Annotated in this window: 14 protein-coding genes; 5 read left to right on the forward strand and 9 right to left on the reverse strand. The window is 71.4% G+C overall.

The genetic code is table 11. The features are described from left to right. Positions 1-2 precede the first annotated feature (2 nt). Entirely contained in the window at positions 3-926 is a 924-nt protein-coding gene (locus tag ACIA8L_RS49205) for an alpha/beta fold hydrolase (RefSeq protein ID WP_395916073.1), read from the reverse strand. A gap of 63 nt (positions 927-989) precedes the next feature. Here ACIA8L_RS49205 and ACIA8L_RS49210 point away from each other — a divergent pair, with 63 nt between their 5' ends. The 3 genes from ACIA8L_RS49210 (at position 990) to ACIA8L_RS49220 (ending at position 5745) form a co-directional block, all read left to right on the forward strand. After that, the gene (locus tag ACIA8L_RS49210; protein ID WP_395916075.1) at positions 990-2099 is read left to right on the forward strand and encodes a C45 family autoproteolytic acyltransferase/hydolase; all 1110 of its coding nucleotides are present in this window, start codon (positions 990-992) and stop codon (positions 2097-2099) included. A gap of 255 nt (positions 2100-2354) precedes the next feature. After that, positions 2355-4358, forward strand: a complete 2004-nt coding sequence (locus ACIA8L_RS49215) for a DUF1800 domain-containing protein (protein WP_395916076.1) — start codon at positions 2355-2357, stop codon at positions 4356-4358. A gap of 22 nt (positions 4359-4380) precedes the next feature. Then, positions 4381-5745 carry a DUF1501 domain-containing protein gene (locus ACIA8L_RS49220; protein ID WP_395916078.1) on the forward strand — a complete coding sequence of 455 codons (1365 nt, stop codon included), beginning with the start codon at positions 4381-4383 and terminating at the stop codon, positions 5743-5745. A 122-nt stretch (positions 5746-5867) separates the two neighbouring features. Here ACIA8L_RS49220 and ACIA8L_RS49225 read toward each other — a convergent pair whose 3' ends face one another. Genes ACIA8L_RS49225 through ssd form a run of 7 tightly spaced genes read right to left on the reverse strand, consistent with a single transcriptional unit; the run spans position 5868 to position 10199 of the window. Continuing rightward, complete coding sequence (locus ACIA8L_RS49225) at positions 5868-6275, reverse strand: Rv3654c family TadE-like protein (RefSeq protein WP_395916080.1); 408 nt, start codon at positions 6273-6275, stop codon at positions 5868-5870. After that, on the reverse strand, positions 6272-6739 hold the full coding sequence (locus tag ACIA8L_RS49230; protein ID WP_395916081.1) for a TadE family type IV pilus minor pilin: 468 nt from the start codon (positions 6737-6739) through the stop codon (positions 6272-6274). Before ACIA8L_RS49230 ends, ACIA8L_RS49225 begins: the two co-directional genes overlap by 4 nt. Next, a complete protein-coding gene (locus ACIA8L_RS49235) occupies positions 6736-6903 on the reverse strand; it encodes a DUF4244 domain-containing protein (protein WP_395916082.1) in 168 nt (55 codons plus the stop codon). Before ACIA8L_RS49235 ends, ACIA8L_RS49230 begins: the two co-directional genes overlap by 4 nt. 11 nt (positions 6904-6914) lie before the next feature. Further along, positions 6915-7520, reverse strand: a complete 606-nt coding sequence (locus ACIA8L_RS49240; protein ID WP_395916084.1) for a type II secretion system F family protein — start codon at positions 7518-7520, stop codon at positions 6915-6917. After that, positions 7517-8086: a type II secretion system F family protein gene (locus tag ACIA8L_RS49245; RefSeq protein WP_395916085.1), complete on the reverse strand. Its 570-nt coding sequence runs from the start codon at positions 8084-8086 to the stop codon at positions 7517-7519. The genes ACIA8L_RS49240 and ACIA8L_RS49245 overlap by 4 nt, the downstream gene beginning before the upstream one ends. After that, the gene (locus tag ACIA8L_RS49250) at positions 8083-9216 is read right to left on the reverse strand and encodes a TadA family conjugal transfer-associated ATPase (protein ID WP_395916087.1); all 1134 of its coding nucleotides are present in this window, start codon (positions 9214-9216) and stop codon (positions 8083-8085) included. The genes ACIA8L_RS49245 and ACIA8L_RS49250 overlap by 4 nt, the downstream gene beginning before the upstream one ends. After that, complete coding sequence (ssd, locus tag ACIA8L_RS49255) at positions 9213-10199, reverse strand: septum site-determining protein Ssd (protein WP_395916088.1); 987 nt, start codon at positions 10197-10199, stop codon at positions 9213-9215. Before ssd ends, ACIA8L_RS49250 begins: the two co-directional genes overlap by 4 nt. A gap of 709 nt (positions 10200-10908) precedes the next feature. Between ssd and ACIA8L_RS49260 the strand changes: the two genes are divergently transcribed. Beyond that, on the forward strand, positions 10909-11727 hold the full coding sequence (locus ACIA8L_RS49260; protein ID WP_395916090.1) for an HAD family hydrolase: 819 nt from the start codon (positions 10909-10911) through the stop codon (positions 11725-11727). A 348-nt stretch (positions 11728-12075) separates the two neighbouring features. Here the strand turns inward: ACIA8L_RS49260 and ACIA8L_RS49265 are convergent, their stop codons facing one another. Then, a complete protein-coding gene (locus ACIA8L_RS49265; protein WP_395916092.1) occupies positions 12076-12813 on the reverse strand; it encodes an oxidoreductase in 738 nt (245 codons plus the stop codon). A gap of 120 nt (positions 12814-12933) precedes the next feature. Here ACIA8L_RS49265 and acs point away from each other — a divergent pair, with 120 nt between their 5' ends. Continuing rightward, positions 12934-14898, forward strand: a complete 1965-nt coding sequence (gene acs, locus ACIA8L_RS49270; RefSeq protein WP_395916093.1) for an acetate--CoA ligase — start codon at positions 12934-12936, stop codon at positions 14896-14898. The last annotated feature ends 524 nt before the right edge of the window (positions 14899-15422 follow it).

Consider the following 15422-nt stretch of genomic DNA (forward strand, 5'->3'; position numbering starts at 1 on the left):
ACTCAGGCGGCCTTGGCCCAGCGGATGAGCTCGCCGGTGACGAGGTCGGGCTGCTCGAGGTGCGGGAAGTGCGACGCGTTGGGCAGCAGGCGCCATTCGTACTCCGCCAGCACGTAGCGGCCCGAGCCCTGCGCCGTGCGTGGCAGGACGGCCGGGTCCAAGGCTCCGTGCAGTTGCAGCGTCGGTGCCGTGATCGGCTGTTGCAGGAGCTTGACGAAGCGGTACCCCTGCAGCCGTAATGCCGACCGCACCGCCCACCGGTAAGTCTCCAGAGCGCAGAACGCCGCCTGCGGAATCTGCATCGCGGAGCGGCAGATAGCCTCGTATTCGCGGTACGACTCCCGCGCCGTCCACTCCGGCGCGCCCCACCGTCGCAGATAGTCGCCGACCAGTGTCGCATCGTGCCGGGTCAGCACGTGCTCGAAGCGTGGCACCTGGAAGCGCAGGACGGGCTTGGCCGCGGCCAGCTGCCCGCGCGGGTCGGTGACCAGCCCGGCCCGTAGTCGCAGCGGGTGGGCCGCGCCGAGGACGACCAGGCGGCGGACCATCTTCGGGTGGAAGGCGGCGGTGGCCCAGCCGATCATCCCGCCGTAGCCGGCGCCGACCACGATCGCGCTGCGCTCCCCGAGGGCGCGGATGAGCCCGGCGACGTCGCCGGCCATCGTGTAGCCGTCGTAGCCGCGCGGTGGCTTGTCGCTCGCACCGTAGCCGCGCAGGTCGACGGCGACCGCGCGGAAGCCGGCGTCGGCGAGGGCGGGCAGCTGGTTGTGCCAGGAATACCAGAACTCGGGGAACCCGTGCAGGAACAGCACCAGCGGCCCGGTGCCCGCTTCGACCACGTGAAACCGGTTGCCGTTGGCGCTGACGAATCGGTGTGACCATGGCCCGTCGATCATGACGCAGGAGTCGTCCACCGCGGGGTTCATGCCGCTCAGCGTAGAACCAAGCGGGGCGATATCACGTCAGGCGACCGACTAGGGTTGGTGCACATGCAGTTACCGTTGCCGCTTATCACCTCTTCGGGCACTCCCCGTAAGTGCGGCAACACATACGGTTCATTGGCGGCTGCGGCAATTGCCGCGAACACCGCAAACTACATGGCGCGTTTCGCGGCCGTAGGCATCGGCGCTGAGCAGGCCCGTGAATACGGAGCGCTATTCCGGGCCGCCTCCCACGAGTACGCCCCGCGCGTGGCGGAAATGCTCGACGGCGTGGCCGAGGGTGCCCGCATCAACGTGGACGAGATCTACGCGCTCAACGGCCGCACCGAGCTGATCTACAGCGTAGAGCCCGGAGTGGCGCGCACCCAGGAACCCGCCGAGTGCACGGCCCTCGCCGTCCTCGGTGAGCGGAGTGCCACCACGCACACCCTGCTCGCCCAGAACTGGGACTGGCACCCCGACCAGCGCCCCTACGCGCTCCTCCTCGACACCACCGACGACCAGGGCCGCCGCGTGCTGGCCCTCACCGAGGCCGGCATGCTGGCCAAGGCCGGCCTCAACAACGCGGGCCTCGGCGTCTGCGTCAACATGCTCGGCACCCTCCGTGACCGGCGCGACGGCGGTGTCCCGTATCACGTGCTGCTCCGCGCCGCCCTCGAAGCACCGCATCTCGGCGGTGCGATCAAGGCCGTCTGTGGCACCCCGCGCGGCGCGAGCATCAACCTGCTCATGGCCCAGGCGTATGACGGTGGCACCCCCGGCGAGGCGATCGACCTCGAGGTCGGGCCGGACGACGTCGGGTTCCTCCACCCGATCGACGGCGTGATCACCCACGCCAACCACTTCGAGAGCGCGCTGTCGGCCGTCGACACCTTGAAGTACATCGGCGGCTCATCGTTCTTCCGAGCGGCGCGGGCCCGGCGCCTCCTGGGTGCCGGGCGCATCGAGGAGGAGCGGATCAAGGGCGTCCTGCGCGACCACGGCGGGTTTCCGCAGTCCATCTGCCGGCACGAGGAGCCGGGCGCCGCGGACGTGGATCGAACCGAATCGCTGTTCTCGCTCATACTCGATCTCGACGAACGGCGTATGTCGATCGCCAACGGGCCGCCGTGCACGGCTGTGGAGTACCACCACATAGGCCTGGAAAAAACGGGCTGAATCGGGCACTTTCCGAACTGCAACGGTACCTTAAAATTACCTGTGTAAAGATCGCCCGCACGGGATCGTTGTTACAAGTGTTTCAGCAGCTCAGAGCCCAAAATTAGCCAGCTGTCACATGGCCCGTGACCTCGGGCCGCAGAGATTGTCTTAAGTCCCGATCAGGGCGCTTGAAGCGTGGGTTGTACGGCATCTGACCAGCCACTACCTTCCGCTAACGACAAGCGCGCTCCATTTCGCGATCGGGACCTGTAGATGAACGAGCGTTACGACCCGTACGCCGACACGTACTACGACGCCGGCTACGAGGACCAGACGGGCCGCTACGCGGAGCAGACGGGCCGCTACGCCGAGCCGGCGGGCGGATACGCGGACCAGGCGGGCGGATACGGCCGGCCCGGTTCGATGCCCGCCGACCGCGGCGGTTCCGGACCGCACTTCTACGACCCGAACGCGACGCCCCGCGGCCGCGGCCGCCTGCCCGACATCGACGACGAGGACCTCGACGAGGAGCCGTCGCCCTGGCGCCGCCGGGCCACGATGATCGCGATCGGCGGTGGCGCGGCCGCGCTGATCGGCGGCGGGGCCTACGCGGTGACGCAGTTCTTCGGCAAGGGCGCGCACCCGGACGCCGACCCGGTCGCGGCCGACGCGCCGGTGGACACGACCGGCCCGGCGTACGTGGACCAGAACCAGAGCCTCATGAACGGCGAGGCCGGCCTGGGCATTCGCAAGAACACGCCGACCACCGGCTCCTCGTTCGGCACCCCGAACGACGCCGCGAAGGCCGCCGTGGTCAAGGCCAACACCGTGCTGCCGAAGAAGGACCCGGTGCGGCACCTGGCCAGCCGGCTCACCTACGGGCCCAACAACAAGGTCATCAGCGACATCAACAAGCTCGGCATCAACGGCTGGATCGACAAGCAGATGAAGCCGGAGACGATCGCGCTGACCCGCGGCGAGCAGAAGGCCGACACCGAGCTCGTCACCTACGCCATGTCGTACGACCAGCTCAAGGCCCAGCGCGACGACCTGGACAAGAAGGGCATCCACGCGGACGACCAGAACGTCCGCTACGCGATCGCCAAGCAGATCTTCTCCGACCGCCAGCTCTTCGAGATGATGGTCGACTTCTTCAACGACTACTTCCACGTAGCGGCGTTCCACGACGGCAACGAGCTGGTCCGGGCCTCGTTCGACCGCGACGTCATCCGCAAGCACGCGATGGGCAACTACGTCGACATGTTCGTCGCCGGGAACAAGCACCCGGCCCTGCTGCGCTACCTGGACCAGCAGGAGTCGACGAAGGACCAGATCAACGAGAACCTGGCCCGCGAGAACCTCGAGCTGTACACGGTCGGCGCGTTCAACGGGTACAACGAGACCGACGTGCGCCAGGCGGCCATGCTGCAGACCGGGCGCAGTATTCGCGACAACCAGTACGTCTACCGGCCAGAGCAGCACTACGTCGGGCCCGTGAAGATCATGGGGTTCGCGCACCCGAACGGTGACGCGGCCGGGGGCGAGGCGGTGCAGGAGGCCTACTTCCGCTACATCGCCCTGCACCCCAACACGGCGCGGTACATGGCCCAGAACCTGGCGACCCGGTTCGTCTCGGATGTGCCGCCGAAGACGCTTGTCGATGCTATGGCGAAGACGTACGTCGACAAGAAGAGCAACATCCCGGCAGTACTGATGACGATGCTTTCCCGCACTGAATTCTGGGAGTCCGTCGGCCAGAAGGTGCGTCGACCCGGTGAGTATCTGACCGCGACCTACCGCGCGCTCGAGGTCGGCGCCGACGCCCCGGCCACGTTCACGTCCAGCAACACCAACGTGAGCCCGATGGTGCAGGGCCTCGGCGACATCATGCGCAAGCTCGAGGAGTTCGGGCACGCGCCGATGGAGCTGCCGACGCCGAACGGCTACGCCGACGTGTACGTCGCCTGGACCTCGGCCGGGACCATGGTCAACCAGTGGAACGACGCATACACCGCGATCACCGGCGGCCGCCGCCAGTTCACGTGGGCCAAGCCGGAGACGCTCATCGCCAACCCGCCGGCGACCGCGGGGGCGTACCTCGACGCGCTCACCAAGAAGCTGATCAACGTGACGCTCGACAACGACCGCAAGACCGCGATCCTGCACATCGTCAGCCCGACGATGACGGCCTCCACCCCGGTCGACGCCACGTTCAACGGCGGCATCGCGGCGGTCGTGCGCGCGATCTTCGCCACTCCCCACCACCACCTCCGGTAGGCGGCACACGATGGAGAAGCCAGTGAACTCGCTCCACCCGGAGGTCCCGGACCTGCTCCGGCTCGGCCCCAACCGCTTCGAGGCCGCCCTGCGGGCCGAGGCGATGGTCGTCAAGGAAGAGCAAAAATCGGTCCGCGATCGGTACCTCGAACTCTCCCGCCAGGAAGATGAGCAGGAGGACAGCCGGGGTGTGACCCGCCGCCGCTTCTTCGTCGGCGCGGCGGCCACGACCACAGCCCTGGCGACCAGCCAGTTCATCACCACGCAGGCGTCCTTCGGGGCCACGCCGACGGGGACGCTGATCCACGTGTTCCTCTACGGCGGGGCCGACGCCCTCTCGCTCTTCGCGCCCATGAACGACCCGACCCTGAACCGGGTCCGGCCCAGCTTCACGCTGCCGACGAACACCTCGATCCCGCTCGATCGGGGCTTCGGGCTCAACGAGTCGTTCGCGCCGCTGAAGAAGTACCTCGACGCCGGCCAGCTCGCGTTCATCCCGGCCGTCAGCGACCGCCGCCTCGACCGCAGCCACTTCGCCGCCCAGGACACCTGCCAGCTCGGTGGCCTGCCCGCGGAGACCGGTGGCATGGGCTGGCTCACGAACCTGGCCGACAAGCTCGGGCCCGGCACCGCGTTCCGCGCGGTCGGCATCGGCTCGACCCTGCCCCGCTCCCTGGTCGGTGGCGGCGGCGCGCTCGCCCTGAACAGTGTGGCTTCTTTGAACGTGAACGGCGACGGGAAGTACAAGCAGCCGACCGTCGATGCGATCAAGGCGCTCTTCACCGGGGTCGACCACCCGATCGCCACCCCGGTGAAGGCCGGCATCGACGCCCTGACCCTGGCCAGCAAGCTGGCTCAGGAGGGCTACACGCCGGCGGCGGCCGTGAAGTACACCGGCGTCGGCAACGCCTTCAAGGAGCTCGCGCAGCTGATCAAGGGCGGCGCGAACGTCCGCATCGCTACCGTTGGCATGGGCGGCTGGGACACCCACGAGAACGCCGGCACCCGCGGCGGCTACCTCGCGCAGCACTTCGGCGAGCTCGCCACCGGCATGGCCGCGTTCTTCGACGACCTCGGCCCCGACCTCGCCGCCAACGTCACGATCATGGTGTCCAGCGAGTTCGGCCGCCGCGTCGCGCAGAACGGCACCGGCTTCGACCACGGCCACGGCGGCGGTGTGGTCGTCCTGTCCGGCAAGAAGCTGGCCGGCAAGGTCCTCGGCGTCTGGAGCGGCCTGGACACTCTGGTCAACGGTGACGTGCCGGAGGAGAACAACATGTTCTCGGTCTTCGGCTCGGTCGCACAGGGTCGCTTCGGCCTCTCCGACGCGGAGGTCGGCCAGATCTTCCCGCGCCAGACCTACACTCCAGTCAAGATCTACGCGTAGCTTCCACCTGCGCGTTTTGGGGCGGCCTCGGCCCGGAGGCCGCCCCGCTCAGCGTTCTGGGACGTGCGGGGCCTATGCGGGTCCGACTCCAAGGCCCCGCCGTCCGCTCCGTCAACTTCCGCTCATCCGCCTCCCACGTTGTCCTCGTCGAGGTCCACGGCTTCTCCAGGGCCGCCGCGAACGCTTTGCACCGGGCCGGCCCGGGCGCGGGCCGCCGCCTTCAGCCCGGTCCGGGTCGTCACCTCCACGGTCACGGTGACGATCGGCCCGGCGACGGTGCACCCGGCCAGCCGCCCGCCGTTCTCGACGACCAGCCGCCCGGCCGCCGCACACGCCACCGTGGATCCGCGCCAGGCCACCAGGGCCGCGGCGAGGGCACCGGCGTCGGCGGCGTTGCGAGCCCGATGCCGGGCCACGATGAGGCCGCCCCCGGTCGCGAACCCGAACGCCAGCGCCACGAGGGCCAGCCCGACACCGAGGCAGATCAGCGACGCCGACCCGAGATCCCGTCCCCGCCGTCGCGAGCTCAATGCGGCTCGACCATCGCCACCGCCGTCTCCTCCACCCGCAGGTCGGCACCGATGAGGTTGGAAACCTGCCGCCGCACGGTCACCCGCACCAGATCCCCGTCCTGCGTCACGGTCCGGTCGAAGCTGGCCGGCAGCGGCGGCAGCGGCTCCCCGCGCGCCGCCGCCCGCGCGGCCGCACCCGCCCCGTCCGCGGCCGACACCTTCGCGGCCAGCGCACCGAGCAGGAGGACCCCCGACACCAGGAACAGCAGGATGATCGGCACGGCCAGCGCCACCTCCAGCGCCGCCGACCCGCGGTCCCGCCCGGTTCTCTCCCGCCGGTGCTTCGCCCCCGTGCGCCGCCGCTGCGGCTGCCCGGCCCGCTCCGGCTTCCGTCGTAGGGCGACCTGCACGACCGGCATGGCGGTCGGCGAGTCGGGCGCGAGGAACCGCGCGATCACGGCGGCCCGGCCCCGGGCGCTCACGGCACGAGCCCGGTCAGGAGGTGGTTCATGTAGTCCCGCATGCCGTCGGACCGGACGATGGCCAGCAGGATGCCGACGAAGACCATCGCGGCCACCACCACGCCGCAGTACTCCATGGACAGCGCCCCATCATCCCGGCGCATCCGTTGTCTCGTGATGAACATCTGACTCCTCTCTACAAAACGGCAAACACGTCGTGCACCAGCCCGACGATCACCGGCACGACACCGGCCAGAACAAAGGCGGGCAGGAAGCACACCGCCACGGGCAACACGGCCAGCACGCCCACCCGCCGCACCGCCGCCGTAGCCGCTGCGGCCTGAGCCACCCGCAGGTCGCAGGCCTGCCGGCCGAGGGTCCGGGTGAGCGCCAGCCCGTGCTCGGCACTGCGCGCCGCGGCCCGGCCCAGCCGCGCACCGCCCGGCAGGTCGTCCAGGCATCCCCAGGCCTGCTCCGGGGCCGCGCCCTGTCGCAGCGCCCGCCCGACCCGCAGCAGCCGCTGTCCGACCGGCCCGCCGAGCACCTCCCCGACGGCCAGCACGGCCCGATCGGGCGGCGCCCCGGCCCGCAGCGCCGCCGCCAGCAGGTCGGCCGCGAACGGCAGATCGGACCGCGCGGTCGCCCGCTCCCGCCGCACCCGCGCCGGCTCCACCCGCCCGAGCAGCACCACGCCTAGACCCGCGCCGACCGCGCCGGCGACGACCCCGCGGACGCCCCCGGCGGCCAGTGCCACCCCACCGCCCCCGGCCAGGGCGAAGAGCCACCGCCGCCACCCCTTCACCGCCGCACCTCCGCCGTGGCCGCCCGGACCATCCGGCCGGTCCACAGCAGCCCACCGCACTGCAGCCCGCACGCGGTCAGCGCGCACGCGGCCCCCAGCGTGGTGTGCAGCAGCTGCTGAGCCGGGTCGGCCCCGAGCGCCGAGCCGACCCACAGCCCGATGAGGGGCAGCGGCAGCAGGACCACCGTCGACGTCTGCGCCCCGGCCAGCTGCGCCGCCATCTCCCCGCGCAGCGCCTGCCCGGCCCGCAGGTCGGCCTCCACCCGCTCGAGGAGGTCGGCGAGGGGGACGCCGAGGTGCTCGCTCAGCCGGTAGGCCGCGGCCAGCCGCCCCCGCGCCACCGCCAGCGTCCGATCGGACCCGGCGGCCAGTGCCGGCACCGCCGACCCGTCCGGCAGCGCACCGGCGCGCAGGCCCTCGGCGGTCGCGTCCACGGCATCGATCAGCCGGGCGACGTCCCGCTCCGAGTCCCGCCGGCGGATGCGGTGGTGCAGGGCGAGCAGCGCCAGCAGGCAGTACACCGCGACGATCACGGACGCGACCGGCCAGCCGAGCAATCGGTTCATGACCAGCCCTTTCCTTGGGTGTACCGCCACTGCGCCCGCGGCCGCGGCGGGTCAACGCCCCTTCCGACCAGCAGGTCGTCGAGGTCGGTCGCGGCCGGACCGGGCCCGGTGCCGCGCCGCCACGCGGTCGCGACCACGGTGTTCTGCCGGTCGGCGTGCGGCGCGAGCAGGCAGATCTCGGTGAGCTCGCGCAGCCCGGTGGGGTCCCGGCGCAGGTGCACCACGACGCGCAGGGCGGAGCCGACCATGGCGTGCAGCGCCGCCCGCGGTATCCGGCCGAGCAGCCCCAGCGCCTCCAGCCGGGGCGGCACGTCGGCCGGCGAGTTGGCGTGGAGGGTGGCCGCGCCGCCCTCGTGGCCGGTGTTCAGCGCGCCCAGCAGATCGACGATCTCGGCGCCGCGGCACTCGCCGACGACGAGCCGGTCGGGGCGCATCCGCAGGGCCTGGCGCACCAGGTCGCGCAGCGACACCTCGCCGGCGCCCTCCACGTTGGCCACGCGGGTCTGCAGCGCCACCACGTGCGGGTGGGTGGGGCGCAGCTCGGCGGCGTCCTCGACGATGACGAGCCGCTCGTGGTTGGGCACGGCGGACAGCAGTGTGGCCAGCACCGTGGTCTTGCCGCTGCCGGTACCGCCGGTCACGAGATACGGCAGCCGCGCCTGCACGACCGAGCGCAGCAGGTTGGCCGCGCCCGGGTCGAGGGTGCCGCACTTGATCAGCTCCTCGATCGTGAACGCCTGCCGCCGGAACGTGCGCAGCGACAGGTATGGCCCGCGCAGCGCGACCGGCGGCAGCACCGCGTGCATGCGGGTGCCGTCGGGCAGGCGCACGTCCACGAACGGGCTGGCGTCGTCGAGGCGCCGGCCGGCGTCGGACGCCAGCCGCTGGGCGAGCTTGCGCACGAAGAGCTCGTCGCCCAGCCGGCCGGCGACCCGGCGCAGGCCGCCGGTGCCCCGGTCGACCCATACCTCGCCGCCGTTGACGAGCACGTCGGTGACGGCCGGGTCGGCGAGCAGGGGAGCGAGGGGTCCGGTCGCGGCCATCTCGTCGACCACCCGCTTCGGCTCGGCCGGCGGCGCCGGGGCCAGGGCGGGCGGGGTCGCGAGGCGCGGGGGTGCGCCGGTCCTCATGCCGCCGCTCCGGCTTCGGGGCTGACCGGGCCGAGGCCGAGGCCGTCGAGGATCTGGTGGCACAGGCCGACCAGGTGCCCGGACTTGGTCTGCGGTCCCTTCCCGCGCTCGAGCCGGCCGGGCAGGTCCCGCTCGGAGCGCAGGTCGCCGGCGACCGGGAGGCGCAGCACTTCGCCGATGTGCTCGGAGCGCATCTGCAGCGGGTCGCGCACGACGATCTGGGTCGCGCTGCTGTGCGGGGCGATCGTCGCGGCGACGCGGGCGGCGGCCACGCAGGCGCGGGTCTCGGCCGGGACGACGAGCAGGACCCGGTCGGCCGCCCGCAGCGCCATGGTCGCGGCCTCGTCCAGGCGCCGGGGGAGGTCGGCCACGATCAGGTCGCAGTTGCGGGCGCCGTCCTCGAGGGCGCCGGCCATCGTCTCCGGCGGCAGGCCGGGCTCGGCACCGCACGACAGCAGCCGCAGGTTGGCGCGCTGGGTCAGCGACTTGAGCGCGACCCGGCCCTGTGGGCCGCGGACCTGGTCCCAGCCGATCGCCAGGCTGGCGCCACCGCCGAGCGGGTCGGCGTCCACCAGCAGCGTGCGCAGGCCGGCGCCGTCGGCGGTCAGGGCGAGACCGGCGGCGAGCAGGGTCGCGCCGGCGCCGCCACGGCCGCCGATGACGGCCAGGATGCGGCCGCGGACCACGGTGGTGAGGCGGCGGAGCTCATTGGCGAGGTACGCGGCGCCCTCGGGGGTCCGCGCGATCGGCTCGGCCCCGATGTCGTCGGCGATGGCGGCCAGCCGGCCGCGGCGCTGCACCGCCGAGCCGCCGCGGAGCAGCAGCGGCGCGGGGCGATATCGGTGGCGGACGTCGTCGGCCCCGGGCGCCACGTCGAGCTCGGCGGTGGGCCGGGCTGCGGGCCGGGCTGTGGGCCGGGCGGCGAGGTCCTCGACCGGGCCGCGGAGGGCGGAGTCGGCGGAGATGAACAGCGGTCGTTGCACGGGTGGCTCCACGATCGTGAGCGGGTCGGCTTGGCGCGGCCACTGTGCCGCGGTCCGGGGGCCGTCCGCTCGGCTCTGGAGCAAGATCTGTGGATAACTGGTCGCTTGTGGATAACTCCCACGCGCGGAGTGGATCTGCTATGAGAACCCCGACAAATCGGGCTAGGTCGGGCGTGAAGTTGTGGCAGTACCGAATGAAAAAAGTTGGGACCTGCGCACCGAAATCGTGAACGCTCAACAAAGCATCGGACGTCAATGCTGGCTAAGGCCGCAAAGTTAGGCAGCCACCATCCAAAAGGCCATGTGGCCGAAATCCGGCAAGACGCTCGAACTGCCTGTATGCAGGCCACGGCGCCGGAGAAGGGGACGACCCCCGCCGGGGGGTGACGGGGGTCGCCGGGGGTTCGGCTCCGGGGGGGTCGAGCCGAACCCGCTCAGCGGTTACGGGGGGTGCAACCGCCGAGGGTCAATAACAAGGTCTCCGTCATGCTGACGTGAAACCTCGTCGCAAACATAAGCATGCCTGAGTCGACCGCCATACGTCGAGTAGGACTGGCCCGCAACACGCGTCGGACGCCAATCAATATTTCACTCTGAGGTAACTCAGGCGTGATCACATGCGCGCCGAGCGTGATCCAGTCGGACTTTGGACTGGCTTTCGTCTAGTCCGGACACCGTGGATGGCCCCGCGCGGCTACACTTGCCCGCCGTGGGGCGTAGCGCCGCGTTCTTTGATCTGGACAAAACGGTGATCGCCAAGTCGAGCGCCTTGGCCTTCGGTCGACCGTTCTATCGCGACGGGCTGATCAGCCGTCGCGATGTGATCAAAGGCGCCTATGCGCAGCTGATCTTCCGGGTCGGCGGCGGCTCGGACGAGCAGACGATGGCGCGCACCCGCGACTATCTGGCCGCGCTGGTCAAGGGTTGGCGGGCCGAGCAGGTGCGCCAGATCGTGCGGGAGACGCTCGAGGAGCTGATCAGCCCCTACATCTACGCCGAGGCCGTCCTGCTCATCGAGGAGCACCGAGCGGCCGGCCGCGATGTGGTCCTCGTCTCCACCTCCGGCGACGAGATGGTCCGGCCGATCGGCGAGCAGCTCGGCATCACCGACATCATCGCCACCCGCATGAACGTGGGTGACGACGGCTGCTACACCGGCGAGCTCGACTTCTACGCGGCCGGCCCCAACAAGGTCGTCGCGATCAAGGAGCTGGCCGCCGAGCGCGACTACGACCTCGGCGCCTGCTACGCCTACTCGGACTCGGTCACCGACGCCGGCCTGCTCGGCTCGGTCGGCCACCCCACCGCCGTCAACCCGGACCGCGGGCTGCGCAAGGTGGCGGTCGAGCGCGGCTGGCCGATGATCGAGTTCCGCCACCCGATCCCGCTGAGCCGCCGCCTGCGCGAGCGCCCGGCCGTCCCGGTCGCGGCGGCCGCCCTCGGGCTCGGCGCGGCGGTGGCGATCGGCCTGGCGGTCTACAGCAAGTACCGCAAGGCCCGCGCCCTCCGCCTCGCCGCGGCGGCGTAGGGCCGGTGCCGTAGCCGGCTTCCCGCGCTGTGTGGGCGGCGCGCCCGGACCGGCCGGGCAAGAAATCTGCGCCCGGTCTGCTCAGCGGGGCCGGTCCCGAACCTCACCAGTCACAATCTGCGGCTCGGGGGTTCCGATCGTGGTGAGGGCGGCGTAGAAAAGGAAGTGCGAGGTCACGGCCTCGTGCACGGCCGCCGGGCACCCACGAGCGACCAGCCGCGGTAGGCGCGTTACAGCGGATCCGCGAGGACCGCTGCCAACGGACTTGAGGTGCACGCCTGGTAACCCGGTCGGACGTGTGTGACGGCGCCTCCCCATACGAGGCGCCGTCCACTGTGTCCGCGAGGTCTACTCCACGGCCTTCTCGCAGACGTCGGTGAGCTCCTCGGCGGCCCGCTCGGCGGCGGCCGCGAAGTGCCGGAGCCAAGAGCGAATGCCGTCGGGGGTACCGGTGGCGAAGGCATTGGCCGACCCGACGTACTCCGGCTCGCGGCTTCGGTGCCCGACATCCATCGCGAGGAGTCCCCGGGGGTCCAGCCCGCCCGCGATCAGTGTCAACCGGGCCGCCGCGCGCGCGACGACGCCGTTGGGACCCGCAAAAGCTTTGAGCGCCAACAATTCCGCGTGTACTACCGCCGCCTGCAGCAACACCGGGGCGTTCGTGGCTCCGGCAACCAATGCCGCCAGAGCGTCGATTCGCGGTACCACCGCCGGATCTTGAGGGCGACCCAGCTCAGCTCCGGTCACCACGTCCCGCGCGGCCAGGGTGTGCAGTTTCGCCAGGACCTGCCGCGGCGCCTTCGGCCAGGTCGCGGTCAGCCCGTCCAGGGCCGCTGTCGTGCGCAGGGCGCCCTGCACGACGGGGTCGGTGACCACGCCGGCCCGCACGCCCTCCAGGTCGAAGCCGTGCGTGTCGAGGGCGGCGCTGGCCACCGACGTGCGCAGGGCGATCTCGGCCGCGACGGGCCCGCCGGAGCGCCGCAACGCCCGGTGGCGCATGGCCGCGTCGACGGCGGATCGGGCGCCGTCCAGCGCAGCACGGACGTCGGTGAGCTCAAGGAGCGGTGCGAGTGGGTCGGTCGGCACCCGATGACGGTATCGTGCGCTTACTGTCAACAAAGTTAAGAGAAGACCCGGCTGTTTTCTGTCACACCCCACGTCTAGCCTCAGTTCGAGAGCTGGGACCACGTCGAGGAGCCATCACCGATGAGCGAAACCTTGGAAAACCTTCTCAACGAGACACGGCAGTTCCCGCCACCTGCCGAGTTCGCCGCCGCCGCCAACCTCACCGAGGGGGCCTATGCCGAGGCCAGGGCCGACCGCCTCGCGTTCTGGGAGCGCCAGGCGCACCGGCTGAGCTGGGCCAAGGAATGGGACCAGGTGCTCGACTGGTCCAACCCGCCGTTCGCGAAGTGGTTCGTGGGTGGGCAGCTCAACGTGGCCTACAACTGCCTCGACCGGCACATCGAGGCCGGGCGCGGCGACAAGGTCGCGATCCACTTCGAGGGCGAGCCGGGTGACACCCGCACCATCACCTACGCCGAGCTGCACCGCTCGGTGTGCCAGGCCGCCAACGCGCTCACCGACCTTGGCGTCGTCGCCGGTGACCGGGTCGCCATCTACCTGCCGATGATCCCCGAGGCCGCGGTCGCCATGCTGGCCTGCGCCCGCATCGGCGCCACGCACTCGGTCGTCTTCGGCGGCTTCTCGGCCGACGCGCTGTCGGGCCGGATCGACGACGCCAGCGCGAAGATCGTCATCACGGCCGACGGCGGCTTCCGCCGCGGCAAGCCCAGCGGCCTCAAGTCCATCGTCGACGAGGCCGTCGCGCGCACGCCCAGCATCGAGAAGGTGCTCGTCGTGCGGCGCACCGGCCAGGACATCGAGTGGAATTCGAAGCTCGACCTGTGGTGGCACGAGACGGTGGAGACCGCCTCGACCGAGCACACGGCGCAGGCGTTCGACGCCGAGCAGCCGCTGTTCATCCTCTACACGTCCGGGACGACGGCCAAGCCCAAGGGCATCCTGCACACCTCGGGCGGCTACCTCACCCAGGCCAGCTTCACCCACCACGCCGTGTTCGACCTCAAGCCCGACAGTGACGTCTACTGGTGCACCGCCGACATCGGCTGGGTCACCGGGCACAGCTACATCGTCTACGGGCCGCTGTCCAACGGCGCCACCCAGGTCATGTACGAGGGCACCCCCGACACCCCGCACCGCGGCCGGTTCTGGGAGATCGTGCAGAAGTACGGCGTCACGATCCTCTACACCGCCCCGACCGCGATCCGCACGTTCATGAAGTGGGGCGACGACATCCCGGCGCAGTTCGACCTGTCGTCGTTGCGCCTGCTGGGCTCGGTCGGTGAGCCGATCAACCCCGAGGCCTGGATGTGGTATCGCGAGAAGATCGGCGGTGGCACCACCCCCGTCGTCGACACGTGGTGGCAGACCGAGACCGGCGCCATCATGATCTCCCCGCTGCCCGGCGTGACCGCGGCCAAGCCCGGCAGCGCCATGCGCCCCCTGCCCGGCATCACCGCCGACGTCGTCGACGACCAGGCCCAGTCCGTCCCCAACGGCGGCGGTGGCTATTTGGTCCTGCGCGAGCCGTGGCCGTCGATGCTCCGCACCATCTGGGGCGACGACAACCGGTTCAAGGAGACCTACTGGTCCCGCTTCGAAGGCATGTACTTCGCCGGCGACGGCGCCAAGAAGGACAACGACGGCGACCTGTGGCTCCTGGGCCGCGTCGACGACGTCATGCTCGTCTCGGGCCACAACATCTCCACCACCGAGGTCGAGTCCGCCCTGGTCAGCCACCCGAAGGTGGCCGAGGCCGCAGTCGTCGGCGCCACCGACCCGACCACGGGCCAGGCGATCGTCGCCTTCACCATCCCACGCGGCGGCGTCGAAACCGAGGGCGAGGCCGGCGAGGCCCTGATCCAGGAGCTCCGCAACCACGTCGCCAAGACCCTGGGCCCGATCGCCAAGCCCCGCCAGATCATGCTCGTCCCCGAGCTCCCCAAAACCCGCTCCGGCAAAATCATGCGCCGCCTCCTCCGCGACGTAGCCGAAAACCGCAGCCTCGGCGACGTCACCACCCTCCAGGACTCCACGGTGATGGACCTCATCTCGAGCGGCCTCAACTCCGGCAAGTCCGAGGACTGACACAACGCAGGGCCACGCCGCCGGACCCGCGACTCAACCTCGCGGGTCCAGCGGCCCGCGCCCACACCGCCCACGCGAGCTCTCACCGCACGGCTGTGCGGCGCCCGCACGGCGCCCAGACGCCGCTAGCACGGCTGCACGGCGCTCGCACACAGCGCCCATGCGGCGCCGTGTGCGCCGCTCGCACGCGGCGTCCGCACAGCTGCGCGGCCGCCGGCGTGGCGCTCCCGCGCGGCGGGCTCGCACGGCTTTCGGGCGGCTGTGACCGTGTCCGCACCGCGCTTGCACGGCTGCGCGGCGCCCGCACGGCGCGGCCGCACGGCTGCGCGGTGTCCGCGTGGCGCTCGCACGCGGCTCCCGCGCGGCGGGCTCGCACGACGTGCGGGCGGCTGCGACCGTGTCGGCACGGCGCTCGCGCGGCTGTGTGGCTCCCGCGCGGCGGGCTCGCACGACGTGCGGGCGGCTGCGACCGTGTCGGCACGGCGCTCGCGCGGCTGTGTGGCTCCCGCGCGGCGGGCTCGACG

Source organism: Dactylosporangium sp. NPDC051541 (assembly GCF_044454505.1).
Lineage (GTDB): Bacteria > Actinomycetota > Actinomycetes > Mycobacteriales > Micromonosporaceae > Dactylosporangium.